This window comes from Nocardioides pacificus (assembly GCF_054775955.1).
In genome coordinates, this window is the sequence record NZ_BAAHCI010000015.1 from 239,491 (window position 1) to 264,522 (window position 25,032).

The window sequence follows — 25,032 nt, forward strand, 5'->3', positions numbered from 1 at the left end:
GCCTCAGGGCTGGACCGGGGTGAATCCCTGTTGGCGTAGGGCCCCCGGGGTTGGGATGGTGGTGTCATGACCTCGAGCCCGGCGCTCTCCGAGCGCACCACTGCCGCACGCGTCCAGAACCTCACCAAGACCTACGGCTCCGGGCAGGCGCTCGTGCGGGCCCTCGACGACGTGACGCTGGACCTCTACGAGGGGGAGTTCACGGCCGTGATGGGGCCGAGCGGGTCGGGCAAGTCGACGCTGATGCACTGCTGCGCGGCGCTCGACACGGGGACCTCGGGGTCGGTCTTCGTGGGTGACCAGGAGCTGAGCCGGCTCAAGGACAAGGCGCTGACCCGGCTGCGACGCGACGAGGTCGGGTTCGTCTTCCAGTCGTTCAACCTGGTGCCGACCCTGACAGCGGGGGAGAACATCCTGCTGCCGCTGGCGATCGCGGGGCGCAAGCCCGACGCCGAGTGGCACCAGCAGGTGATCAACACGGTCGGGCTCGCGGACCGACTGCACCACAAGCCCAACGAGCTCTCCGGCGGCCAGCAGCAGCGCGTTGCCGTGGCGCGGGCGCTGGTGACCCGGCCGCGGATCGTGTTCGCCGACGAGCCGACGGGCAACCTCGACTCCCGCTCCGGCGCGGAGGTCCTCGAGCTGCTGCGGCGCAGCGTCACCGACTATGGCCAGACGATCGTGATGGTGACCCACGACCCCGTCGCCGCGGCGTACACCGACCGGGTCGTCTTCCTCGCCGACGGTCACGTCGTCGACGAGCTGCGCAACCCCACCCGTGAGCAGGTGCTCGCGGTGATGACCGAGATGAGCGACCCGGCTGGCGCCGCCTCCCACGGGCGCGCCGAGGGGACCGTGGCCCAGGGGGCCGTGGCACAGGGCTCTCCGGACGGGATCTCCTGACCATGTGGAGAGCCGCCCTCAAGAGCCTCCTCGGCCGCAAGATCCGCCTGCTGCTGAGCACCTTCGCCATCGTCCTCGGCATCGCCTTCGTCGCCGGAACCCTGGTCTTCACCGACACCCTCGAGCGCAGCTTCACGGCGCTCTTCGCCTCCACCGTGGGCGACGTGGTGGTGCGGCCCGAGGGCGGCGACATCAGCGCCGGCCCCTCGACGCGCACCCTGCCCGCCGAGCTCGTCGAGGACCTGCGTGACACGCCAGGTGCTGCCCGTGTGGACGGCAACGTCTCCGCCAACGGCGTCTTCGTGATCGGCACCGACGACAAGGTCATCGGCGGTCAGGGCGCCCCCGGTCTGGGGCTCAACTGGAACGACGCCCCGGCCGGTCACGGGCTGGAGGGGCTCACGATCGTCGACGGGGCGGAGCCGACCGGGCCCGACGAGATCGCGCTCGACGTGCTGACCGCCGACAAGGCCGGTTATGAGATCGGTGACGAGGTGCTGCTCAACACGGTCGGAGCGGAGCCGGTGCTGCGCAAGGAGCTCGTCGGCACCGCGGACTTCGCCGACGGCGGCTCGCTCAACGGCGCCACCCTCACGATCTTCGACACCGCGACCTCCCAGCAGCTCTTCCACGAGGGCGAGGACGTCTTCAACGACATCTGGGTCACCGCCGAGGACGGCGTCTCCCAGGAGGAGCTGCGCGACGCCGTGGCCGCCGAGCTGCCCGACGGCGTCGAGGCCGTCACCGGCGACACGGCGGCCGACGAGTCCGCCTCCCAGCTGCTCGAGGCGATCTCGTTCCTCAGCACCTTCCTGCTGATCTTCGCGGGCATCTCCTTGATCGTCGGCGCCTTCCTGATCGTCAACACCTTCTCGATCCTGGTCGCGCAGCGCAGCCGCGAGCTCGCCCTGCTCCGGGCGCTGGGCGCCTCCCAGGGACAGGTCACGCGCTCGGTGCTCCTCGAGGCACTGATCCTCGGTCTGCTCGGCTCCACGCTCGGCCTCGGGCTCGGCGTGCTGCTGGCGATGCTCCTCAAGTGGGTCTTCTCGACGTTCGTCGGACTCGAGTTCGCCGGCCAGTCGCTGGTCTTCCAGACCAGCACGGTCGTGGTGGCGTACGTCGTGGGCGTGGCCGTCACGATGGCCGCCGCCTGGCTGCCGGCCCGGCACACCAGCCGGATCGCGCCCGTCCAGGCGATGCGCGACGACATCGCACTGCCCGAGACCTCGATCCGGCGCCGGCTGATCGCAGGCATCGCGCTGGTGGTTGCGGGGCTGGCGATGATGACAGCCGCGCTGCTGGGCGACGTCCCGCGCGCCGGCTGGGTCCTGGGCGCGGGCATGCTCGCCGTCCTGCTCGGTGTCGCCGGTGCCAGCCCGGTGATCAGCTATCCGTTCCTGGCCGGGGCGAGCTGGCTCTCCACCCGGGTCTTCGGGACGGTCGGCCGTCTGGCCGGCCAGAACAGCCTGCGCAACCCGCGGCGTACCACCGCCACGGCCTCGGCCCTGATGATCGGGCTCGCGCTCGCGGGCACGATGTCGATCGTCGGGGCGTCGGCGAAGGCGAGCATCGACCAGATCGTCGACGAGAACTTCCGCGGCGACTTCGTGGTGAGCAACGCCATCGGCGAGGAGTTCTCCTCGGCGCTCGGCGACCAGATCGCCGACGTCGACGGGGTGGGGTCGGTCGCCGCGCTGCGCTATGCCTTCGGCTCCATCGATGGCAGCGGGCAGGGCATCAGCGCCGGCGACCTCGCGCAGCTCGAGCAGGTGATGGGCCTGAAGATGATCGAGGGCGAGGTCGCAGACGTCCGCGACGGGACGGTCGTCGTGTCGGAGGGCGTCGCCGACGACGGTGTCGAGGTGGGCGACGTCGTGACCTACGAGGTCTTCGGCAGCGAGAACGAGCTCGAGGTCGTGGGCGTCTTCGAGGAGAACCCGCTGGTCGGCTTCCCCTACGTCACCACCGAGCAGACGCTGATCGACGCCGGTGTGCCCGACAACGACCGGATGCTGGTGATCGAGGCCGAGCCGGGTGCGGACCTGAGCCTGGTCCAGGGCGGGATCGACGAGGTCGTCTCCGACCTGCGGATGGTGACCGTCAAGGACCAGGCTGAGTTCGCCGCCGAGCAGCGCGACCCCATCGACCAGCTGGTCACGATGATCTTCGCGCTCCTGGGGTTGGCCCTGCTCATCGCGGTGCTCGGCATCGTCAACACGCTCGCGCTGTCCATCATCGAGCGCACCCACGAGATCGGGCTGCTGCGGGCGATCGGGCTGAGCCGGCGCCAGCTGCGGCGGATGGTCACGCTCGAGTCGGTGGTCATCGCCACCCTGGGCGCCACGCTCGGAGTCCTCCTCGGCATCGGCTTCGGGGTCGCGCTGACCAGCTCGCTGCGCAGCGAGGGCCTCGAGGTCATCGCGGTGCCGTCCGGCCAGCTGCTGATCTTCTTGGGGGTCGCAGTCGTGGTCGGGGTGCTGGCCGCGGTGCTGCCGGCCCGCCGGGCGGCCAAGCTCAACGTCCTGGACGCCATCGCCACCGACTGACCGATCGGATGTCTGCACCGGCGGGGCCGTCCCTTTTGTTACATGTGCGCCGAAGTTCGGCAAATACGGGGACAGGGGGTCTAGACCGCGCCTACAGTTCTCCTTGTGACGGAGACGACCACGCCGCAGCAGTCCACGACAGACCGCCCTGCGCTGAAGCACGTGCAGGTGCGCGAGTACGTCCGCTCGCTGGTCGAGGGCGCGGCACCCGGCACGCCGGCTCCCTCCGAGCGTGAGCTGGTCCAGCGCTTCGGCGTGGCCCGGATGACGGTGCGCCAGGCGATGGACGCGCTGGTGAGCGAGGGGCTGCTCGAGCGGATGCCCGGCCGCGGCACGTTCGTGGCCAAGCCGCGCAACGACGTGGGTCGGCTCACCAGCTATACCGAGGAGATGACCCGGCGCGGGCTGCTGGCGGAGTCACAGACGCTGCTCGCCCGTCGCGAGCAGGCCGGCCCCGGTGTGGCCAGAGCCCTGGACATCACGGCCGGCGACGCCGTCATCCACTGGAAGCGGCTGCGCCGCGCCGACGGCATCCCGATGTGCATCGAGGACGCCTACCTCAACGAGATCCTGCTGCCCGGCTTCCTGCAGAGCGGCATGCCGACCAGCCTGTACGACGCGCTGACCGCGCGCGGGCTGCGGCCCACCTGGTCGGAGGACTCCATCTCCGCCGACGTCGCCGGTCCCGAGGAGGCGGCGTCGCTCGAGATCGCGCCCGGCGCAGCCGTGCTGCGCGTCGCCCGGCGCGCGGTCTCCGGCGACAAGGTCGTGGAGGTCTCCCGCTCGGTCTACCGCGCCGACCGCTACACGATGTACGTCCAGTTCAGCGACGAGGGCTGAGCAGCCCCAGCTCGGCCACGGCCGTCCCGCTCTCCTCGCACACCCACACCGGGTCGGGGCCCCCGAGCTCGGGGTGGATGTAGAGCGGGTGCACCGGCCGGTCCCCGCACGCGTCGCACACCGGCCAGCGGCCGGCGGTCTCGAAGAGCGCGTCCTGGACGTCCTGGGCGACCAGCCCGGCGACGTACTGCGCACCCTCGGGCCACTGCTCCACCCACCACCGCCGCGCCGAGACCGACTCCTCCAACGCGGAGACGGCCCCAGGGGTCGCCATCTGGCGGGCCTCGAGGTCGGCGAGGACCCGGGCGCGCGACTCGAGCAGCACGACGTCGTCCATGGGTCCATTGTCATGACCAGGAAAAGTCGGGCCCGTCCGGGCCGCCGGTTGCATCGGCGACGCCGCTGTTCGGCCTAAAGTTCGAGCCATGACCGACGTGGGGCTGCTCGAGGTGACCGTCCTGCACCCGCGCGACGTGGCAGGTGCCCAGGAGGGCGGCGCCGACCGGCTGCACCTGACCGCGCGCACCGAGCTGGGTGGCTTCTCGCCCGAGCTCGACACAGCCCTCGCGGTGTGCCGGGAGAGCGACCTGCCGGTGCGGGTGCAGCTGCGGCTCAACGACTCGTGGACCACGACCGGGGGCGAGATCAACCGGCTGGTGGGGCTGGCCGAGGACTACCTCGGCCGGGGCGCCGAGGGGGTCGTGCTGGGCTTCCTCGACGCCGACCTCGAGATCGACGTCCAGGTGTGCCGGCGGGTGGTCGACGCGCTGCCCGGCGTGCCCTGGACCTTCCACCAGGCGATCGACGCGGTGCTCGACCCGCGCCGCTCGTGGCGCCGGCTGCTCGAGCTGCCGGCGCTGACGGCGGTGTGCTCGGCTGGATCGCCGAGCGGGGTCGCCACCGGCTATGACGACCTGCTCGACACCGCGGGCTCAGACCCGGCCGTCGCGGCGCTGCTGATGCCCGGGGCGGGCCTGCAGGCCGAGCACGTCCCGTGGCTGGCGCGCGCCGGCGTGCGCCAGTTCCACCTCGACACGCAGGCCCGGCCGAGCGGCAGCGAGAAGGTCCACGTCGACGCCGCGCTGGTGCGGTCCTGGCGGCTGCTGGTCGACGACGCCGTGGAGCGCGCTCGCGGATGAGCGTGCTGATCGACCCGCCGAACGCCGCCGGTCACGGACGGCTCTGGTCGCACCTGGCCAGCGACGCGTCGTACGACGAGCTGCACGCGTTCGCCCGGGGACTGGGGATCCCTGCGCGCGGCTTCGACCGCGACCACTACGACGTGCCCGCGGAGTGGTACGACCGGGTGGTGGAGGCGGGTGCGCGGCCGGTGACCTCGCGAGAGCTGATCGACCGGCTGGTGCGGGCCGGGCTGCGCCGGCGCAAGGGCGACGTGCTGGGCCCGCGCGGTCTCGGCTCACCCCTCGTCCGGCCACCGCGGCTCGCGCCGGGGGACCAGGTGGCGGTGGTGACGCCGGCCGGGGGCGTCGACCCGAGCCGTCTGGCAGCGGGCATCGACGTGCTGCGCGGGTGGGGGCTGGAGGTCCGCGACCTCACCCGGCGGCCGGGCAGTCTCGGCTGGCTCGCCGGCAGCGACGAGGAACGCGCGGAGGCGTTGGTCGAGGCGTGGGTGGACGCGGAGGTGCGCGCGGTGTGGTGCGCCCGCGGCGGCTTCGGGACGCACCGGGTGCTCGACCTCCTGGACTGGGACCGGCTGGCGCAGGCCGGGCCGCGGCTGCTCGTGGGCTTCTCCGACGCCACCGCGCTGCACCAGGCGGTCGCTGCTCGGCTGGGTCTGGTGAGCGTGCACGGGCCCGGTGTCGCGGGGCTCGGTGACCGTGGTGGCCCGGGGGAGGACGCCACCCGGGACGCGGTCGCGTCGCTCGTGCTGGACGGTGCGGCCGTCGAGCTGCGCGGTGTCCCGGGAGGCGGAGGTCAAGCCGAGGGGGTGCTGGTCGGCGGCAACGTCGCGGTCCTCGCCGGCTCCGTCGGCACCCCGCACGTGCAGCCCGCAGCCGGGGCGATCGCCCTGCTCGAGGACGTGGGGGAGCGCCCCTACCGCCTCGACCGGGCCCTCACCCAGCTGCTGCGCTCGGGCTGGTTCGACGGGGTGCGCGGCGTCGTCTGCGGCACGTTCACCGACTGCGGACCACCGCACGAGGTGCGCGAGCTGCTCGCCGCCCGCCTCGGCCCCCTGGGCGTCCCCCTGGTCTACGACGTGCCCGTCGGCCACGGCGCCCCCAACCTGGCAGTCCCGCTGGGCGCCGCAGCCACCCTCGATGCCGAGTCAGGCACCCTCACCTGGCGGCCACCCACCCCACCCCTGCGCTGACTCCCCGTCGCCGACCCGTCACTCCCTCGACCATTTCCGCGGCGTGTCGCGGAGCCTGTGACGGGTCGGCGACGGGGAGCAGGAGCTCGCGGGGTCAGGCGTGGCGGGTCAGCCGCGAGATCTCGCGGCTGACGTTGTCCCGCGCCGGCTGCTCCCAGCGCTCGCGGGCGTACGCCGTGTGGAACAGCGTCGGCTTGGCGAGTAGGTCGGCGAGCACCGCCGCGCGACCGGCCCGGAAGTCGTCGTCGGGGACGGCGGCGTACTCCCGGCGGACATCGGCGGCATACTCCGCATAGCGCTCGGCGGGGGCAGCCAGGATGGCCAGGTCGGCGTCGGTGAGCGCGCAGGCCGCGGCATCGTTCGGCTCGGGTCGGTGCCTCTCGGTCACCCGGACCAGGCGTGCGACCTCGTCGACCAGGTCGGCGGGCAGTCCCAGCGCGCTCAGGGACTCCGTCGCCCACCGCGCCGAGCGCTCCTCGGGGCCGGGCCGCGCGTCGTACACTGCGTCGTGGAACCACGCGGCCAGCAGCACCACCGGCAGGTCGAAGAGCTCGCCCGCCTCGGCCAGCTCCTCCACGCGGTCCAGGACCTCGGTCAGGTGGCGGAGGTCGTGATAGCCGCGCGCGGGATCGGAGTACGACGCGAGCAGGGCGTCGCGCAGCGGACCGGCAGCTGGCAGCGGCCAGGTCTCGTGCAGTCGCTCGCCGTCGATGGACACCTCAGCATCCAACCAGAGTCGGCTCAGCGGGCTCCGGGCGCGGCGGTGACAGTGACCGTCACGGTGGGGGAGGTCGGCGTGGGGGTGGGAGTGGGCGGGACGGTGACCGTCACCGTGGGGGCGGTCGGCTTGGGGGTGGGGGTGACGGTCACGGTGACCGTGGGCGTGGGCGTGGGCGTGGGCGTGGGCGTCGGGGTGGGCGTCGGCGTCGAGGTCGGCGTGGGCCGGACGATCCGGGGCAGCTTGAGCGTGCCCAGGCCGCGGACCTCGCCGGTGGTGATCGACAGCCCCGCCATCTTCAACTGCCCGTAGTCGGAGGTGTACTGGCTCGACTGCACCACCAGCGTCATCCCCGAGGCGGTGGTCAACAGCCCGCCGAGCGTGAAGCGACCCGAGCTGTCGGTCTCGGTCTGGGCGACCAGCGCCCCCGTCACGTCGTACAGCTTGAGGACGGCGCGATCCATCGGCGAGGTGCCGTTGCTGCCGTCGACGACGACCCCGGTCATCCGGCCCCCCTGTCGGGTGAGCACGAAGTCGGCGAAGCGGACCCGGCCGGCACGCACGGTGCCGACGTCGCCGGTGCGTCCGAAGAAGCTGCCGACATTCGGCACGCTGATGCGGTAGGGCCCGGCGGAGAGCCCCGCGAAGGTGACCGTGCCGCGTGCCGCCTTGGCGACGTAGAACTGACCGGTCTTCTTGTTCACCGCGGTGACCCAGGTGGTGGGCAGCGGGCGCTGGTCGGCACCGTAGAGGTCGATGAGCAACCGGCCCGCGCGGCTGGAGAGCCGGATCGCGATGTGCTTGGCCTTGCCGGCCTTGAGGCGAGGGACCCAGGCGCTCTTGCCCGCCCACTGCTTCTTGGCGTCGTAGGTGAAGACCGAGTAGCTGCTCGCGGGCAGACCGCCGATGGCGAACTCGCCCCGGCTGTTGGCGCGCACCTCGTAGGACTGCTGGAAGGTGTTGGCGGCCACGACCCGGGCGTTGCGCCCACGCTGGCCGCCGGTCCAGACGGTGCCGGTGATGGCCGCGCCGCGCCGCATCCGGACACTGCGCTGCACGGTGCGCCCGGGATGCACGGTGACCATGGCGTCGGCGGGTGCGAACTTCGTGACGTCGTACTGCGGCCGGAGGTCGACGAACTGCAGCCGGTAGGTCCCCGCAGGCAGGGTCACCGAGTAGGCGCCGTTGACGACGCGACGCTTGCCGAGGAAGCGCCAGTCGGGGGTGAACCAGCGGACCTCCATCCGCTGCGTGCCGGCAGCGATGATCTCACCGCGCACGCGCCCGCTGGCCGCCTCGGCCTGGGCCGACGACGTGGTGGAGACGAAGATCAGGACGGAGGCGAGCAGGCCGAGCATCGCCACCAGGGCGGTGAGGCTGTGACGCAGTCGTGAGGACATGACGAGGGCTCCGTAGCTGTCTGCCGCACCGGTCTGACGCTGCGGCGAGAGCCACAGGTGGGCGACGTCGATCAGCCTAGGCAGTCGATCCCCGGGTTTTGGACCAGCTTGGCTCAAGATCAGCCAAGGATTGGCTCAAGGTCGGGTGGAGGAGCGCACGACCGGGTGCGCCGGCTGGCCGCCGGGCGGGCTGGGCGGGGTCAGCGCCCACCGGATCGTGACGGTGGCCGCAGCTCCGAGCGCGCGCGAGACCTGCTGCTCGGCGAGGGGGATTCGCGGCAGCCCCAGCGGCTCGTGAGTCCCGGGCGGCATCATCTCCACCGCGGCGGCGACCAGCATCCGGTAGGGCCCGCGCGCCGGCAGCGGCAGCGGGGGGTGGCGCAGCAGCAGGTCGAGGGCCTCGCGCGCGTGGTCGGTGCCGGCGAGCTCGGGACGGTACGACGCGAGGACGTCGGCGAGCTCCGCCTCGCTGCGGGGGGCGTCGACCACGCCCAGCTTCTCGGCCACCAGCGCCGTCTGGGCGACGTAGTCGTCGCGGCCGGCCTGGTCGAGCGGCCGGGCGCCGTACCTCTGGTGGGCGCGCAGGAAGCTGTCGATCTCGGCGACGTGCACCCACATGAGCAGGTGCGGGTCGGAGGCGATGTAGGGCGTGCCGTCGGGCATCGTGCCGGTGATCTTGTCGTGGATCCGCTTGACCAGGTCGACCGCCGCCTGGGCGTCGTCGGCGGCCGCGAACGTCGTCGTGGCCAGGAACGTGCTCGTCCGGGCGAGCCGGCCCCACATGTCACCGCGGAAGCCGGAGTGCTCCGAGACCGCCGTCATCGCGACCGGGTGCAGGGACTGGAGCATCAGCGCGCGCAGGCCGCCGACGAACATCGAGGCGTCACCGTGGACGCGACCGATGGGGCTGTCCGGCGCGAACCAGCGGGGGCCGGGGGTCCCGTGGATGCGCTGGCGGTTGGCCGGTCCGTCCGGTCCCGCGACGCGCAGGAAGAGCGCCTCGCCGAGACGGACACGGGCGTCGCGCACGACGGAGGGCACGACGGAGGGGACGGGAAGGGCCATGCCTCCATGGTGACCGGCGACGCAAGCGCCTCAGAGGCCGAGGGCGTCCGCCTCGCGCTCGACGAGCGTGGCAAACAGAGCGTCGGCCGGCTCGAACCCCCCGACCAGGTGGCCGTTGAGCTCGAGCGTGAGGACCCCGATCAGCCGGGCGAAGGCCGCGGTCAGCAGCAGCAGGGTCTCCGGCGAGGCCTGCAGGTCGAGGGCGTCGTCCATCCGGTGCAGCTGGGTGCGCAGGGTCCGGGGGATCGTCCCGGCCGCGGGCGGAGCGCCCAGCACCGCGGGGCCGGCAAGGGCGAGGAGGACCCGACCGGCGGGCGCGATCGTGTCGGCCGGGGCGGCGTAGCCCGGGATCGCGGAGCCGTAGATCAGCGAGAACCGGTGGGGCTGGGCCACCGCCCAGTCGCGCAGGGCGTGGCACACGTCGTGCCAGCGGCGGCGAGTCCTGCGCTGCGTGGCCCGGCCGGACGGGGAGGAGGCCGCCTCCAGGTGCTCCCCGAGGTCGTCGTAGGCGTCGACGATCAGCGCGGTGATCAGCTCGTCGCGGCTGGCGTAGTAGCGGTAGATCGCGCTCGACACGAGGTTGAGCTCGCGGGCGATCGCACGCAGGGAGAGCGACGTCGCGCCGGACTCGGCCAGCTGGGTGAGCGCCAGCTCCTTGATCCGAGCGATGTTCTCGGCACGCGCGACCTCGCGCGGAGTCGGTCCCTTGGGCATGTCGTCCACTCTGCCACATAGTGAGCGGCTCTCACTAAAGAGAGCGGTGCTCTTGCATTTCGCTCCACATGTCTGCATGCTTATCGTATTCAGAGAGCGGTGCTCTCATTGGAAGGAGGAGGGAACATGAGGAAGAACTTGTTGATCGGCAGCGGCTTCGTCCTGGCCGGGCTGGCACTGGCGGCCTACCCCGCGCTGCGCCCCTACGGGCCCGAGACGGGCGCCGAGGGAGCCGCCGACCTGGCCTCGACGGCGTGGCTGACGTCGCACGCCCTCGGGATGATCGGCTTCATGCTGATCGCCTTCGCCCTGCGCGGTGCCGTGCAGTCGCACCCCTGGGCGTGGGGCGGGAGGCCGCTGCGGGAGGCGGAGTCCCGGGCGTGGCTCGCCGCGGTCCTGCTGCTGCCCTACTACGGGGCGGAGGCCTACGGCCTGGGGGCGCTCGGTCGCCACGCCCTCGACACCGGCGACCCCGCGGTGCTCGAGGTCGCGGACTCCTTCCGCTATGCGCCCTTCGAGATGGCGACGCTGCTGCTCGGTCTCGGGGCGCTCGCTCTCGTCGGCGGCAAGCTGGCCACGGGGCTCTGGGCGGCCGGGACGACGGCACGTTGGGGCGGACTGCTCGCCGGCCTCGGCCTCGCGACGTACCTGCCGCAGTTCTTCGTCGCGCCCGCGGGGCGGATCCTCCACGGGGCGGTGCTGGGCGCCGGTCTGGTGCTGATCGGGGCGGCGGCGATGCGGGGAGAGCGTCGGCTCGACGAGGCCGGCAGCCCTCGCTCGGGGGATGCCGTCCACGCCGAGCCCGCCGCGGTGCGCCGCGCGTGAGCCTCAGTCGCCCTTGACGTTGACGATCTGGCGCAGGGTGTGGCGGATCTCGACCAGGTCGTGCGCGTCCGCCATGACCTGGTCGATGTCCCTGTAGGCCTGGGGGATCTCGTCGATGAACGCATCGGTGTCGCGGTACTCGATGCCGGTCATCGCCTCGCGCAGCTGCTCGCGGGTGAAGGTCTTGCGGGCCCTGGTCCGGGAGAAGTTGCGCCCCGCCCCGTGCGGCGCCGAGCGCAGCGCCAGCTCGTCGCCCCGGCCCACCACGACGTACGACGCGGTGCCCATCGAGCCGGGGATCAGCCCGGGTCGGCCGACGGAGGCGTCGATCGCGCCCTTGCGGGAGAGCCACACGTCCTCCCCGAAGTGGCGCTCGCGCTCGGTGTAGTTGTGGTGGCAGTTGATCTCCTCGCGCCGCTCGACCTCGCGACCGGTCCACTCGGCGACCTGGCGCACCACGCGGTCCATCATCTCCTCGCGGTTGAGCAGCGCGTAGTGCTGTGCCCACTGCATCTCGCGGATGTAGCGGTCGAACTCCACGGTGCCCTCGGTGAGCGGCGCGAGGTCGCGGTCGGGCAGGTCGAGCCCGTCGCGCTCGGCCAGCTTGCGCGCGACGGCGATGTGGCGCTGAGCGATTTTGTTGCCGACGCCGCGCGAGCCGGAGTGCAGGAACAGCCAGACCCGGTGCTGCTCGTCGACGGTGACCTCGATGAAGTGGTTGCCCGACCCGAGCGTGCCCAGCTGCAGCTCCCAGCGGGCGGCGTAGCTCGCCGGGTCGAAGCCGGCCTCCTCCGCCTCCCGGGTGAGTACGGCGAGCCGCTCGCGGGTGTGGTCGCGGCTGACCGTCCGGTTGGCCGCCCCCGCCGACAGCGGGATCGCGCGCTCGATCGACTCACGCAGCGCACGCCGGTCGGACGGCAGCTCGTCGACGTCGAACTGGGTGCGCACCGCGATCATCCCGCAGCCGATGTCGACGCCCACCGCCGCCGGCATGATCGCGCCGCGGGTCGGGATCACCGACCCCACCGTGGCGCCGAGTCCCAGGTGGGCGTCCGGCATCAGCGCCAGGTGCGGGTGGATGAACGGCATCGTCGACGTCGTCATCGCCTGGGCGCGCGTGCCCGGCTCGAGGATCGACGCCCAGCTGATGAGCCTGTCGGTGATCTTCTCCATCGTCCCCTCCTCTGCTTCTCCGCGTCGCCGGCGGGCGACGCGAGCAGTGACGCTAGAAGGAGCAATACCGCTTGCGCACCCGGAATACCACCTGCCTCCGCCGAGTCGGCGCGAACGCGCGCCGTACGCCCGCTGAGTCGGCGTGAATGCACGCCGACTCGGCGGTGAAGATGCGCCGACTCGGCGGTGAAGATGCGCCGACTCGGCGGTGAAGATGCGCCGACTCGGGTGTGGGGTTACGCCGGGAGGTCTCTGATGCGCCTGGTGTGGGGGATGGCGTGCAGGCGCTCGAGGGCGGCGGCACCCAGGGGGGCGGAGACGTCGGTGATGACGTAGCCCTGCTGGCCGCGGGTGGCCAGGGACTGGGCGCAGACGTTCTCCTCCTCCTCGGCGAGGATGTGGTTGATCTCCGCGATCACGCCGGGGACGTTGTCGTGCAGGTGCGCGATCCGGTAGGTGCCCGGCGCCCGGGGCGCGGTGACCTCGGGGAAGTTCACCGAGAGCTCCGTGCTCCCGTCATGGACGTACGACGCGAGCTTGCCGGCCACGAAGTGCCCGATGCCCTCCTGGGCCTCCTGGGTGGAGCCCCCGACGTGCGGGGTCAGGATCACGTTGTCGAGGCCGCGCAGGGGCGACTGGAACGTGTCGCCCTGGGCCTTCGGCTCGACCGGGAAGACGTCGAGGGCGGCGCCGGCGATGTGACCCGACAGGATCCGCTCGCGCAGCGCCTCGGTGTCGACGACCATCCCGCGCGAGGCGTTGATGAACAGCGCGCGCGGCTTCATCTTGTCGAAGTGCTCGGCGCCGAACATGCCGGCGTTGCCGGGGCGCCCGTCGACGTGCAGTGACACGACGTCGGCCTCGGCGAGCAGCTCGTCGAGCGAGCCCATCCGGCGGGCGTTGCCGTGGGCGAGGCGGTCGGCGATGTCATAGAAGACGACCCGCAGGCCCAGCGCCTCGGCGACCACCGACAGCTGCGAGCCGATGTTGCCGTAGCCGACGATGCCGAGCGTGCGCCCGCGGATCTCGTGGCTGCCGGCCGCGGACTTGTCCCAGATCCCGTCGTGCATCCGCATGGTCTTCTCGACCAGGCGGCGGGCCAGCGAGATGATCTCGCCGATCACGAGCTCCACGACGCTGCGGGTGTTGGAGTGCGGAGCGTTGAAGCAGGCCACCGATCGGTCGGCCGCCGCGACCAGGTCGATCTGGTTGGTGCCGATGCAGAACGCGCCGACCGCCACCAGGTCGGGGCTGCTCTCGAGCACGTGGGCGGTCACGTTGGTGTTGGAGCGCACGCCGAGCAGCGCCACGCCGGGGAGGGAGTGGATGAGCTCCTCCTCCGACATCGCCGCCTTGCGGAGGTCGACCTCGAAGCCGGCGTCCTCCAGCCGGGCGACGGCGGACGGGTGGATGTTCTCCAGCAGCAGGGCTTTCATGGGGTGGGCAGGTCCTCCGCGTCGACGATCCGGTAGGCGTATCCCTGTTCGGCCAGGAAACGCTGGCGATTCTGGGCAAACTCTGCGTCCACGGTGTCACGCGAGACGACGGTGTAGAACCGCGCCCCCCGGCCGTCGGACTTGGGGCGCAGCAGGCGGCCGAGGCGCTGGGCCTCCTCCTGGCGGGAGCCGAAGGACCCCGACACCTGGATGGCCACCTCCGCGGAGGGCAGGTCGATCGAGAAGTTGGCGACCTTGGAGACCACGAGCAGCCCGATCTCGCCGGTGCGGAAGGCCTGGAAGAGCCGCTGGCGCTCCTTGACGGTCGTCTCGCCCTTGATCAGCGGAGCGTTGAGCTCGGCGGCGAGCTCGTCGAGCTGGTCGATGTACTGCCCGATCACCAACGTCGGCTGTCCGGCGTGCTGCTCCACGAGGTCGCGCACCACCCGGGTCTTGCGCGAGGTGCACGAGGCGAGCCGGTAGCGCTCCTCGGGCTCGGCGGTCGCATAGACCAGCCTCTCGGACTCGGGCAGCGTCACCCGGACCTCGACGCAGTCCGCGGGCGCGATCCAGCCCTGGGCCTCGATGTCCTTCCACGGCGCGTCATAGCGCTTGGGCCCGATCAGCGAGAACACGTCGCCCTCGCGCCCGTCCTCGCGCACCAGCGTCGCGGTCAGCCCGATCCGGCGCCGCGCCTGCAGGTCGGCGCTCATCCGGAAGATCGGGGCGGGCAGCAGGTGCACCTCGTCGTACACGATCAGGCCCCAGTCGCGGGCGTCGAGCAGCTCGAGGTGCGGGTAGACGCCCTTGCGGCGCGTCGTGAGCACCTGGTACGTCGCGATGGTGACGGGCCGGATCTCCTTGACCGCGCCGCTGTACTCGCCGATCTCGTCCTCGGTGAGCGAGGTCCGCTTGACCAGCTCGTCCTTCCACTGGCGCGCGGAGACGGTGTTGGTGACCAGGATCAGCGTGGTGGCCTGGGCGTGCGCCATCGCGGACGCGCCGACGATGGTCTTGCCCGCGCCGCAGGGGAGTACGACGACCCCCGAGCCGCCGTGCCAGAAGGAGTCGGCCGCGTCGCGCTGGTAGTCGCGCAGCGCCCAGCCGTCCTCGACCAGAGAGATCGCGTGCGCCTCGCCGTCGACGTAGCCGGCATAGTCCTCCGCCGGCCAGCCCAGCTTGAGCAGGGCCTGCTTGAGGTTGCCGCGCTCGGAGGCGTGCACGACCACAGAGTCGTCGCCGAGACGCTCGCCGAGCATGCCCTTGACCTTCTTGGCACGCAGCACCTCCTCCAGCACCGGGCGGTCGGAGGAGGAGAGCACGAGTCCGTGCACCGGGTGCTTCTCGAGGCGCAGTCGCCCGTAGCGCGCCATCGTCTCGGCGACGTCCACGAGCAGCGCGTGCGGCACCGCGTAGCGCGAGTAGGTCAGCAGCGTGTCGACGACCTGCTCGGCGTCGTGGCCGGCGGCGCGGGCGTTCCACAGCCCCAGCGGGGTGAGCCGGTAGGTGTGGATGTGCTCCGGCGAGCGCTCGAGCTCGGCGAAGGGCGCGATCGCCTTGCGGCAGTCCTGCGCCTGCTCGTGGTCGATCTCGAGGAGCAGGGTCTTGTCGGACTGGACGATCAGGGGGCCGTCGTTCATCCGCGGGCCCCGGCGACGTCCGGGGACAGCGCCTTCTGCCGGGCGCGGTAGGCGGCGACGTTGGCCCGCGAGGAGCACCGGTCCGAGCAGTAGCGACGCGAGCGGTTGGGGGAGGTGTCGACGTAGACCTGGGTGCACGGCGAGGCGCTGCACACCCCGAGCCGGCTCGGTCCGAGGTCGCAGACCAGCGTGGCCAGCCCGAGCAGCGACTCGGAGATCAGCAGCTCGGCGACGCCGGCGTTGCGGTGGGCCACGTGCAGGTGCAGGCGCGAGTCGTGGTCGGAGATCCGCGGGGTGAGCGGGTAGCGCTCCAGCAGCGTGTTGATCCCCTCCACGACGGTGTGGGTGTCGCCCGCCCCGGAGGCCTCGAAGACCGGCCGCAGCTCACGCTGGAAGCGGCGCAGCGTCACCGGGTCCTTGTCGGTCACCCGCTCCAGCAGCCACTCACGGTCGGCGAGGTGCGCCGTGAGCGCGCCGACGTCGGCGAGCTCTGCGTTGAGCAGGCTCGCCGAACCCTCGGCGTAGGCGATGAAGTCCACCCCCTGATTCTACGGGGCGACTCACGCCGGCTCGGTCACACTGCGCACTCCCGAGATGCGGTGCACCGCGAAGGTCCGGGTGTCGTCGGAGCGGTGGTCGTACGCCGTGAGCTGGCCGCCCTCGACCCGGAGGGGGTCCACGACCCGCTCGGTGGAGGTGCCGTGGTTGTCGAGGTAGCCGATCCAGACCGTCGCCCGCGCCTCGACGGCCTCGCGCAGCGCCGACAGAGCACCGCTCGGCGTGGACGCCGACATCGTGCTGCCGGGCCGGTTGGCGCCCGCGCGGTCGCCGGCGCGCACCGCGGTGATCACGGCCGTCAGGTGGGCGCCCTCGCGGGCCGCGGCCATCGCCTGGGTGCGCGCGTCGCTGCGGGCGTCGCGCGGGGTGCGGGCGCGCAGCAGGTCCCGTCGGGCCACCCGGACGGTCCCGTCGGGGGCCTCCACGACCGGGGCGGCGCCGAGCTCGCGCAGCCGGGGGAGGAGCACGTCGAGCGGGGTGTCGCTGACCAGCACGGTCGGCGCGATCCGGCGCAGCCCCAGGCTGTCGGCCTTCGGGTGGTGCAGCAGCTCGGTGAGCGCGGACTCGTCGTCGGCGCGCAGGAACGCCTCGGCCTGGCCGACCCGGATGGTGCCGAACGTGCGGGCGGTGTCGTCGACGAGATAGCTCAGCGGCTGCGGGACCGGGGTCCGCGACACCGAGCCGATGAAGTCGTGCACCTCCGCGGCGGACCAGCCGGCGTCCATCGCGCGTCGTACCGAGCCGGGGGTAAAGCGATAGACGGTCGCGCCGCCGCGCGACTCGATGTCGGCGACGAGCTGGAGCCGGCGGGCCAGCCCGGACTCGAGCGGGCCGGGGGCCACGGCGGTGAGGTCCGCCTGCAGGAGCACGTGGTCGACGGGCTGGGGGAGCAGTCCGTCGAGGGCCGCGGCCGCCCCCTCCTGGTCGCCCGTGAGCAGGAGCCGGGTGTGGGCCGGGACCCCGCCGAGGCCGGTGAGGCCGAGCAGCGCGGCCTCGTCGACGCTCCACGCGACCATGTCGGCGCGCAGGCGTGGGCGGCGCGGGCGCAGCCAGGACAAGCGGTGCACCAGCGAGGGCGTGCCGGTGCCGGCTGCCAGCGTCTCGCCCGCGGGCAGCTCGGCCAGCACCTCGAGGGCCATCCGCCGGGTCTCGGGCAGGAGCGGGCTCGACAGCTCGGGCGCCAGCGCGTTCCACGTCTTGCCGGCCTGGTCCCGCGTGCCGACCAGCGCCGAGGTGCGGGTGCTCGCCAACCAGGTCGTGGCCAGCGCGAGCCAGCGGGCGGCGGTCGGCTTCTGGGCCCACGCGTCAAAGGCGTCGGTCGGCAGCCACGACGGCGTGCCCTGGGCATCCATCCCGGAGCCGAGCAGTCCCGCGGCCGCGGCCACCTCGATGAGCAGGGCGGCGGTGGGCTCGTCGACGTGCAGGTCGGCGGCGGTCGCCTTGAGGTCGCGTACGCCGAGTCCGCCGCCGCGCAGCACGCCCGGCGGGTGCGTCCCCCAGTGGTCGAGCAGCAGCTCGACGCGGCGCACCGCCTCGAACGCGGCGCCGGCCGCGGTGCGGTCGACGAGCCGCTCGCCGCGGGCGGAGGTCAGCAGCGGCGGCACCTCGTCGACGCGATGGCGGGTGGTGTGCCCGCCGCGCAGGGCCAGGCCCACCTCGCCCGGCACCTGCATCACCCCGGCGTCGCGGGGCACGAGCAGCCGCCGCGACAGCAGCTCCTCGACCGGGGTGGCGGCGTCCTCGGGCAGGACCGTGGTGCGGGCGGCGCCGGTCGTGCCCTCGCCCCCGCTGTCGGTGACGTGCTCGAGCAGCGCGCGGGCCGCGGGGGAGAGGGCATCGATCCGCTGCCGCACGGTCTCGGCGTCCGCTGGCTCCGCAGAGACCTGGCGCAGGCCGCTCACGCCGGGGGCGCCCGGGCCGCCGAGCGCCTCGGCGACCCCCGAGAGCGGGCGCAGGCCGCTGGTCGACGACCAGACCAGCGCCAGGTCGAGCAGGTGGTCGAGGGCGGTCTCGACGGAGCGCGGGTCGGCGTGGACGCTCGCGACCAGTGCCGCCCGGGTGGTTTGACCGTGGATCACCTGGGCATCAAGAACGGAGAGTTCGAGCCGGGTCAGCTGGTCGAGTGCTCGTGTCAGAGAAGAACGGGTGGCGGCCCTGGACGCCAGTTGTGCGGAGTCGTGGGGAGCAGGAGTGGCGAGATCGGCACGTTCGCGCAGGAGCCGGGCAAGACGGTCGTCCGGCCAGCCTCGGAGCTGGTCGGCGAGGGTCCGGGCAGGGGCGTCCGCGCTCGCGTCGTCGGCGGAGCCCTGCCTGCGCTCGGATCTGGCCATCTCGCCCACGCTACTGCTCCCCCGGGTGGCCGGCGCACGCCGTACTCCCGTTCGGGGGCCGGCGTGAGCCGCGTCGACCTGCACCACGGCTCCGCCACGGACGTGGGGCGCGTGCGCGAGGTCAACGAGGACTCCTTTATAGCGGCCCCGCCGGTCTTCGTCGTGGCCGACGGGATGGGCGGGCACGCCGGTGGCGACGTCGCCAGCCGGATCGTGGTCGAGCAGTTCGCGCGGCTCGCCGACGAGGGCTACGACTCCCGACGTGGGACGGAGGCCGTCGCCGAGACGCTGCGGGCCTGCCAGGAGGAGATCCATGCGTACGGCGCGAGCCAGCGCGCGGGCGGCGACTCCCAGTGGTATGCCGGCACGACGGCGGTGATCGCGCTGCTCGTCGAGGACGAGGAGGGGCCCAAGTGGCTGCTCGCCAACCTGGGCGACTCCCGGGTCTATCGCGTCGTCGACCAGCGGCTGGAGCAGGTGAGCGTCGACCACTCGCTGGTCCAGGAGCTGGTCGACGCCGGGGTGATCACCGAGGCCGACGCCGCCGTGCATCCCGAGCGCCATGTCGTGACCCGGGCGCTGGGGGGACCGGACCTCGACGAGGCCGACTACTTCCTGCTCCCGCTCTCGGCAGCGGAGCGCCTGGTGCTGGTCTCCGACGGCGTCAGCGGCATGCTCGATCACGCCCGGATGGAGGAGATCCTCGCGGGCGTCTCGGACCCGCGCGACGCCGCCGACCAGACCGTGGCGGCGGCGGTGGAGGCGGGGGGCAAGGACAACGCCACCGCCGTCGTCGTGGATGTGGTGGGATTGGCCCGGACCGACGACACCTATGACTCCGAGCAGCTGCGCGAGAGTCTGGAGCAGAAGCTGGGGGCACTGCCGTGAGCCACGACCTGCGTGACGACCGCGAGGCGCGCATCGTGCGTGCCTATCGGCCGGGAAGCTGGTTCGGCGTCCTCGGCGAGCGGACCAGCGTGCTGCTGCCGCCGTCCCAGCGCCACCGGGTGGCGGGGCTGTGGCAGCTCGCCGACGACGGGGCGTCGTTCGACGAGGTCCTCGACGCCCTGCTGGTCGCCGGTCTGCGTGAGCTGCCGGCGTTCGTGCTCTGGGGTCGCACCCCGGACGGGCTGCGGGTGCTGCTGCGCGGGGACGCCCGGGTGAGTGCGCTCTCCGACGGCGATCCCGTCCAGATCGAGGGATCCGGGAGCGTGGCGTGGGTCGAGCAGACGCTCCCCGAGGGCACCGCCCTCACCGTCGTGCTCGAGGAGGGTGACACGACGATGGACCTCCGCGTCGACGCCGGCCTGGTGCGTCTGGGGGGACTGCGTGAGCCCGCCGGGGCGGAGTCTGGTGCCGAGCTTGCGGTCGAGTCCGGGGCCGAGCCCAAGGACGAGGTAGAGGTCGAGGTAGAGGTCGAGGTCGAGCCTGAGGTCGAACCTGAGGTCGAGCCTGAGGTCGAGATGGCGGCCGAGCCCGAGGTGCAGGCCGCGGCGGACGACCCCCTGATGACGGAGCCGATCCAGACCCTCCCCGACGAGCAGCGTTCGGTGAATCCCGAGGCGCCGGCAGCCTACGAGCCCCCTCCCGGGCCGCCGGCCGCGCCCGCTGCGCCGTTCGCCCCACCTTTCGGCTCGCCGCCGGCGGCTTCCGAGGCGTCGACGCCGCCTGCGTGGCCCGAGCCGCAGTGGGCGCCCACCCCGTTCCCCGGTCCTCCTGGTGCCGTGGCACCCGCGGAGGGGAGTGGAGCCCCGTCAGGCGACGCCGACCATGACGGCATGACCCGGGCGGGGAGCTGGGAGCCCGACCAGTTCGTCCGCCACCACCCCGGCATCCCCGGCCAGCCGCCGGCGCCGAGCGTCGTGGCGCGACCGGTCGCCCGACTGGTGATCTCGAGCGGGGACACCATCGACGTGGACCGGGTGATCCTGATCGGCCGCGCCCCCGAGGCGCGTCGCTTCACCTCGACCGAGCAGCCGCGACTCGTCACCGTCCGCAGCCCGCAGAAGGAGATCTCCTCCACCCACTTGGAGATCCGGCCGGGCTCGGGCGCGGACCACGGCACCGCCATCGTCACCGACATGGGGTCGACCAACGGCACCGTGCTCGTCCAGCCCGGCCTCCCCCCGGAGGACCTGCACCCGGGCGTCGCGGTGCAGCTCATCCCGGGCGCCGTGCTCGACCTCGGCGACAGCGTGACGATCCAGGTCACCGGCCCATGACCGCTGCCCGTCCCAGCAACCGATGAGAACGCCGACACCCGACCCCGCACCGACGTTTCCGCCCGCGGGCCTCGACCGCCGCTTCTACGCCTTCGGGGTCGACCGGCTGCTGGCCTGGTCGGCGTACGCCGGAGCGGGCTGGGCTGCCTGGTCCTTCCTCATCGACCGCGACCGTCTCTGGCTCGGGGTCGGCGCCATGGTCGGGGCCGTGCTGCTGGTGAGTCTCCTCTTCGCGGTCGTGCTCGGCCTCACCGGAGCCTCGCCCGGCAAGGCCCTGCTCGGCCTGCGCGTCGTCCACCACGGCACCGGAACGCCGATCGGCGTGGGCCGCGCCCTGCTGCGTGGCCTGGTCCTGGGCGGCGCGATGCTGCCGACGTTCGGGCTCGGTGTGGCCACGTTGGCCTGGACCGCGCTGATGGACCCGGGTCGCCAGCGGCGCGGGCTGCACGATCGGCTCGCCCACTCCGTCGTGGTGGACGTGCGCCCGCCCCCGCCCGAGGTGGCCCAGGAGCAGGACCGCGGACCGCGGCACGTCGTCAACCTCACCGCGATGCGCCTGGTGCCGGCCGCACCGGCGCCCGCGCCCGCCGCGGTGCCGGCCCCCGCCGCACCGGCTCCAGTCGCCGAGGAGGTCCGTCCGCACGAGGCCGCGCCGCCCTTCCAGCCCCCGGCGTTCCAGCCCCCTCCGGCCCAGGCGCCGCCGTTCCAACCGCCCCCACCTGCCCAGGCCCCGCCTGCCCCTGCCCCGCCGTTCCAGCCTCCGGCGGCAGCCCAACCCCAGCCCCAGGCCCAGGCCCCCTCCCAGACCCCCTCCCAGCCGGCCGTCGATCGCACGGTCCTGCGGCCCGGCTCACCGGTGGCGGGTGCCCGCTGGCGCGTCAGCTTCGACACCGGCACCACGTTCGTGGTCGAGGGGCTCGGGCTGGTCGGCCGGCGACCCGAGGGCCGCACCGGTGAGCAGGTCCGTCACCTCGTGCCGCTGCCCTCGCAGGACATGTCCCTGTCGAAGACACACGCCCAGTTCCACCTGTCGAGCGAGGGTGTGCTCGTGGTGATGGACCGGGGCTCGACCAACGGCTCGCTGCTGCGCCGCCAGGGGGTGACCCGCGACCTCACGGCCGGGAAGCCGGCAACGCTGCTGGACGGCGACGTGGTGCGGTTCGGCGATCGGGAGATGCAGGTCGCGCTCGAGCGCTAGCTTCCAGCCCCAGATCAAGCCCGGCATCGGCCCCAGATCGGCCCCAGGTCAGCCCAGATCAGCCCGGCGTCAGCGCGCGCGTGAGGTCCGGTAGGGGATGAGCTTGCCGGTGCTGTGGAGCGCCCGCCCGTCGCGCGTCAGCGTCACGCGGCCCGCCGAATGACTGCCGGGCTCGTAGACCACGTCCCCGCGGGTGCGGAAGCCGCTGGTCTCCCACAGCTTGGGCCCGCCGAGGTGGTGCGCGCTGAACTCCCGAAGGTCGAGGGTCAGCCGATTGCGGTGCACGTTCACCCCGAGGTACGACGCGGTGCCGGCGTAGAGGAGCCCACCGGTGGAGATCTGGGTGATGCCGTCGCGCTGGACGAGGGTGGTGTCGTGGACCTCGCCGGCGAGGTAGAGGTCGACGCCGTACTTGCGCATGACGCGCCACATCGGGGAGCGGGTGCCTCGCTCGAGGATCAGGCTCGACGAGGATCGCGTGCGCACCGGAGTGGCGACGGGGGTGTGCCCCTGGACCAGGATCCACTCGACCCCTCGGGCACGGGCGGCGCGCAGGGTGTTCCGCAGCCAGCTCAGCTGGCCTCCGACGACCTCGGCGCGCACGTCGTCCGCCGTGCGGTTGAAGACGTCGACGGTGACCAACAGCACCTCCGGGCTCAGCCGCACGGCGTAGGCAGTGTCCGCCCAGGGCGTCTTGACCGGGCGGTCGGCGTAGCGGCTGCGTCCGGTCGGGGTCATCGTGTGGTGGCGCGCGAACAGCTGCTTGAACGTCGCCATCTGCTCGCGCTTGAACCGCGCCGCTCGGCTCCGGCCGGCCCACGGGTTGTCGCCGAGCTCGTGGTCGCCGACCGCCGCGTGCACGGTGAGGCCACGGCTGCGGAATCGCCCAGCCCACTGGGAGTGGTAGAAGTCGCCGGCCCGACGCAGAGCCTGAACCTGGCCGCGGGGGGTGCTGACGTCGCCGAAGATCCCGGTGCCCGCCGTGTCCTTGCCCCAGTGGCCGCCGACCAGGTCCCCGGTGACCAGCACCGAGCGCGGGTCGGTGGCGGCGATCTCGTCGAGGAAGACGTCCATGCTCGCCTCGAGCTCGGGGGTCCACGAGGTGGGCTCGCCGGGGTCCCAGCCCGGGAGACCCCGCACGTCGCCGACGTCCTGGTTGAGGAAGTCCGGTGCGGCGACGAAGGAGTAGCCCCGGGGAGAGGGGGACCCCGGGTCAGGGGTCGGCAGGGAGGAGGCGACCGGTGCGTGGGCCATCGTCGAGGCCGTGCCCAGCACGGTCGACGGCACGGTTGCCAGCACGGTCGTCAGCGCGGTGACCACGAGGCTCACAGCGAGCCTGGTCATCCGTCTGCGGTGCTCCAACGTGTGCATCTCATCCCCCTCGTCGCAACCTCCGCAGCCTAGCGCGCAGTCATGCTTCCAGTAGTTGCTCGGACACCCGTGCTGCTCCGGGTGACTCGCGTCACTAGGGTGCAGGCATGGAGTCCTACGCCCTCGGTGAGACCAGCCCGCCGCTGCTGGAGGAGACGATCGGTGACAGCTTCGCGCGCACCGTCGCGTCGCACGGCGAACGGGAGGCCCTGGTCGAGATGGTGACCGGCCGGCGCTGGACCTGGACCGAGCTCGACCGAGACGTCGACGCGCTGGCCCGTGGCCTGATGGCGGCGGGGATCGAGGCGGGGGACCGGGTCGGCATCTGGGCCCCCAACTGCGCGGAGTGGACGATCGTGCAGGTGGCGACGGCCAAGATCGGCGCGATCCTGGTCAACATCAATCCCGCCTACCGCTCCCACGAGCTGGCCTACGCGCTGCGGCAGAGCGGGCTGCGGCTCCTGCTCAGCGCGAGCAGCTTCAAGACCAGTGACTACGCCGCGATGGTGGCCCAGGTCCGCGAGGACTGCCCCGATCTCGAGCGAGTCGTGCTCGTGGACACCGATGACTGGGCCGAGCTGGTGGCGCAGGGCGCGGACCTGCCGGCCGGGGCCGTCGCGGACCGGATGGCGACGCTGAGCCCCGGCGACGCGATCAACATCCAGTACACCTCCGGCACGACCGGCAACCCCAAGGGCGCCACCCTCTCGCACCGCAACATCCTCAACAACGGGTTCTTCACCACCGAGCTGATCGGCTTCACCGCCGAAGACCGGCTGTGCATCCCGGTGCCCTTCTATCACTGCTTCGGGATGGTGATGGCCAACCTCGGCTGCATCACCCACGGCGCGACGATGGTGATCCCGGGCCCCGGCTTCGACCCCGAGGCCACCCTGCGCACGGTCGCGGCGGAGCGCTGCACCGCGGTCTACGGCGTGCCGACGATGTTCATCGCGATGCAGAGTCACCCTTCCTTCGCCGAGCACGACCTCTCCACCCTGCGCACCGGCGTGATGGCCGGTTCGATCTGCCCGGTGGAGGTGATGCGGCGCTGCATCGAGGAGATGAACATGGCCGAGGTGGCGATCGCCTACGGCATGACCGAGACCTCGCCGGTGAGCTGCCAGACCCGCGCCGACGACGACCTCGACCGCCGTACGACGACGATCGGGCGGGTGCACCCCCACGTGGAGGTCAAGATCGTCGACCCGACGACGGGGGACACCCTGCCGCGTGGAGCGACCGGCGAGCTGTGCACGCGCGGCTACTCGGTGATGCTCGGCTACTGGAACGACCCGGACAGGACCGCCGAGGCGATCGACGCCGACGGCTGGATGCACACCGGCGACCTCGCGGTGATGCGTGAGGACGGCTACTGCAACATCGTGGGGCGCATCAAGGACATGGTGATCCGCGGCGGCGAGAACATCTATCCCCGCGAGATCGAGGAGTTCTTCTACGCCCATCCCGACATCGAGGACGTACAGGTCGTCGGCGTCCCCGACCAGCGGTACGGCGAGGAGCTCTGCGCCTGGGTCCGGCTGCGAGCCGGTGCCAGCCTCGACGCCGAGCAGGTCCGCGACTTCGCCCGCGACCGGCTGGCGCACTACAAGATCCCGCGCTATGTGCTGTTCGTGGAGGAGTTCCCGATGACCGTCACCGGCAAGATCCGCAAGGTGGCGATGCGGGAGGAGTCGACGCGCACACTGGGCCTCTGAGCCGACCCGTCACTCGCTCGACTTCTTTGGCGGCGTGTCGCGG

At 72.6% G+C, this 25,032-nt stretch carries 21 protein-coding genes; 10 read left to right on the forward strand and 11 right to left on the reverse strand.

Going from position 1 to position 25,032, the window contains the following annotated elements:
• Positions 1–66: 66 nt before the first annotated feature.
• The 3 genes from ACYU7L_RS19710 to ACYU7L_RS19720 all read left to right on the forward strand — a co-directional run bounded on the left by ACYU7L_RS19710 (position 67) and on the right by ACYU7L_RS19720 (position 4,289).
• Positions 67–903 carry an ABC transporter ATP-binding protein gene (locus tag ACYU7L_RS19710; RefSeq protein ID WP_460800273.1) on the forward strand — a complete coding sequence of 279 codons (837 nt, stop codon included), beginning with the start codon at positions 67–69 and terminating at the stop codon, positions 901–903.
• Positions 904–905: 2 nt separating this feature from the next.
• Positions 906–3,449 (forward strand): ABC transporter permease, encoded by a 2,544-nt coding sequence (locus ACYU7L_RS19715; RefSeq protein ID WP_460800274.1) that lies wholly within the window; start codon positions 906–908, stop codon positions 3,447–3,449.
• 105 nt (positions 3,450–3,554) lie between these two features.
• A complete protein-coding gene (locus tag ACYU7L_RS19720) occupies positions 3,555–4,289 on the forward strand; it encodes a GntR family transcriptional regulator (protein ID WP_460800275.1) in 735 nt (244 codons plus the stop codon).
• Here ACYU7L_RS19720 and ACYU7L_RS19725 read toward each other — a convergent pair.
• A complete protein-coding gene (locus ACYU7L_RS19725; RefSeq protein ID WP_460800276.1) occupies positions 4,273–4,626 on the reverse strand; it encodes a hypothetical protein in 354 nt (117 codons plus the stop codon). The two genes, ACYU7L_RS19720 and ACYU7L_RS19725, sit on opposite strands and share 17 nt — an antisense overlap.
• Positions 4,627–4,714: 88 nt before the next feature.
• On the opposite strand from ACYU7L_RS19725, the gene ACYU7L_RS19730 reads away from it, so the two are divergent.
• Both ACYU7L_RS19730 and ACYU7L_RS19735 read left to right on the forward strand, forming a co-directional pair.
• Positions 4,715–5,428, forward strand: coding sequence for a copper homeostasis protein CutC (locus ACYU7L_RS19730; protein WP_460800277.1), 714 nt, complete (start codon positions 4,715–4,717; stop codon positions 5,426–5,428).
• Positions 5,425–6,621: a DUF4031 domain-containing protein gene (locus ACYU7L_RS19735; protein ID WP_460800278.1), complete on the forward strand. Its 1,197-nt coding sequence runs from the start codon at positions 5,425–5,427 to the stop codon at positions 6,619–6,621. Before ACYU7L_RS19730 ends, ACYU7L_RS19735 begins: the two co-directional genes overlap by 4 nt.
• Positions 6,622–6,715: 94 nt before the next feature.
• On the opposite strand, the gene ACYU7L_RS19740 is transcribed toward ACYU7L_RS19735, so the two are convergent.
• From ACYU7L_RS19740 to ACYU7L_RS19755, 4 genes are all read right to left on the reverse strand, one after another.
• Positions 6,716–7,339: an HD domain-containing protein gene (locus ACYU7L_RS19740; RefSeq protein ID WP_460800279.1), complete on the reverse strand. Its 624-nt coding sequence runs from the start codon at positions 7,337–7,339 to the stop codon at positions 6,716–6,718.
• 23 nt (positions 7,340–7,362) lie between these two features.
• Positions 7,363–8,739 carry an MSCRAMM family protein gene (locus ACYU7L_RS19745; protein ID WP_460800280.1) on the reverse strand — a complete coding sequence of 459 codons (1,377 nt, stop codon included), beginning with the start codon at positions 8,737–8,739 and terminating at the stop codon, positions 7,363–7,365.
• Positions 8,740–8,874: 135 nt separating this feature from the next.
• Positions 8,875–9,804, reverse strand: coding sequence for an oxygenase MpaB family protein (locus ACYU7L_RS19750; RefSeq protein WP_460800281.1), 930 nt, complete (start codon positions 9,802–9,804; stop codon positions 8,875–8,877).
• A 30-nt stretch (positions 9,805–9,834) separates the two neighbouring features.
• The gene (locus tag ACYU7L_RS19755; RefSeq protein WP_460800282.1) at positions 9,835–10,518 is read right to left on the reverse strand and encodes a TetR/AcrR family transcriptional regulator; all 684 of its coding nucleotides are present in this window, start codon (positions 10,516–10,518) and stop codon (positions 9,835–9,837) included.
• A 126-nt stretch (positions 10,519–10,644) separates the two neighbouring features.
• Here ACYU7L_RS19755 and ACYU7L_RS19760 point away from each other — a divergent pair, with 126 nt between their 5' ends.
• Positions 10,645–11,343 (forward strand): hypothetical protein, encoded by a 699-nt coding sequence (locus ACYU7L_RS19760; protein ID WP_460800283.1) that lies wholly within the window; start codon positions 10,645–10,647, stop codon positions 11,341–11,343.
• A gap of 3 nt (positions 11,344–11,346) precedes the next feature.
• On the opposite strand, the gene ACYU7L_RS19765 is transcribed toward ACYU7L_RS19760, so the two are convergent.
• The 5 genes from ACYU7L_RS19765 to ACYU7L_RS19785 form a co-directional block, all read right to left on the reverse strand.
• Positions 11,347–12,516: an RtcB family protein gene (locus tag ACYU7L_RS19765; RefSeq protein WP_460800284.1), complete on the reverse strand. Its 1,170-nt coding sequence runs from the start codon at positions 12,514–12,516 to the stop codon at positions 11,347–11,349.
• Positions 12,517–12,752: 236 nt separating this feature from the next.
• A complete protein-coding gene (gene serA, locus ACYU7L_RS19770; RefSeq protein WP_460800285.1) occupies positions 12,753–13,952 on the reverse strand; it encodes a phosphoglycerate dehydrogenase in 1,200 nt (399 codons plus the stop codon).
• Positions 13,949–15,592 (reverse strand): DNA repair helicase XPB, encoded by a 1,644-nt coding sequence (locus tag ACYU7L_RS19775; RefSeq protein ID WP_460800286.1) that lies wholly within the window; start codon positions 15,590–15,592, stop codon positions 13,949–13,951. The genes serA and ACYU7L_RS19775 overlap by 4 nt, the downstream gene beginning before the upstream one ends.
• The gene (locus ACYU7L_RS19780) at positions 15,589–16,131 is read right to left on the reverse strand and encodes a CGNR zinc finger domain-containing protein (RefSeq protein WP_460800287.1); all 543 of its coding nucleotides are present in this window, start codon (positions 16,129–16,131) and stop codon (positions 15,589–15,591) included. The genes ACYU7L_RS19775 and ACYU7L_RS19780 overlap by 4 nt, the downstream gene beginning before the upstream one ends.
• A gap of 21 nt (positions 16,132–16,152) precedes the next feature.
• On the reverse strand, positions 16,153–18,480 hold the full coding sequence (locus ACYU7L_RS19785) for a helicase-associated domain-containing protein (RefSeq protein ID WP_460800288.1): 2,328 nt from the start codon (positions 18,478–18,480) through the stop codon (positions 16,153–16,155).
• Positions 18,481–18,543: 63 nt separating this feature from the next.
• On the opposite strand from ACYU7L_RS19785, the gene ACYU7L_RS19790 reads away from it, so the two are divergent.
• From ACYU7L_RS19790 to ACYU7L_RS19800, 3 genes are read left to right on the forward strand one after another with little or no spacing between them, the layout of a single operon-like run.
• Positions 18,544–19,368: a PP2C family protein-serine/threonine phosphatase gene (locus ACYU7L_RS19790; RefSeq protein WP_460800289.1), complete on the forward strand. Its 825-nt coding sequence runs from the start codon at positions 18,544–18,546 to the stop codon at positions 19,366–19,368.
• Positions 19,365–20,702, forward strand: a complete 1,338-nt coding sequence (locus ACYU7L_RS19795; RefSeq protein WP_460800290.1) for an FHA domain-containing protein — start codon at positions 19,365–19,367, stop codon at positions 20,700–20,702. The genes ACYU7L_RS19790 and ACYU7L_RS19795 overlap by 4 nt, the downstream gene beginning before the upstream one ends.
• A 22-nt stretch (positions 20,703–20,724) precedes the next feature.
• On the forward strand, positions 20,725–21,900 hold the full coding sequence (locus tag ACYU7L_RS19800) for an RDD family protein (protein ID WP_460800291.1): 1,176 nt from the start codon (positions 20,725–20,727) through the stop codon (positions 21,898–21,900).
• 69 nt (positions 21,901–21,969) lie between these two features.
• Here the strand turns inward: ACYU7L_RS19800 and ACYU7L_RS19805 are convergent, their stop codons facing one another.
• Positions 21,970–23,244 carry a metallophosphoesterase family protein gene (locus ACYU7L_RS19805; protein ID WP_460800292.1) on the reverse strand — a complete coding sequence of 425 codons (1,275 nt, stop codon included), beginning with the start codon at positions 23,242–23,244 and terminating at the stop codon, positions 21,970–21,972.
• 134 nt (positions 23,245–23,378) lie between these two features.
• Here ACYU7L_RS19805 and ACYU7L_RS19810 point away from each other — a divergent pair, with 134 nt between their 5' ends.
• Entirely contained in the window at positions 23,379–24,989 is a 1,611-nt protein-coding gene (locus ACYU7L_RS19810) for an AMP-binding protein (RefSeq protein ID WP_460800293.1), read from the forward strand.
• Positions 24,990–25,032 lie beyond the last annotated feature (43 nt).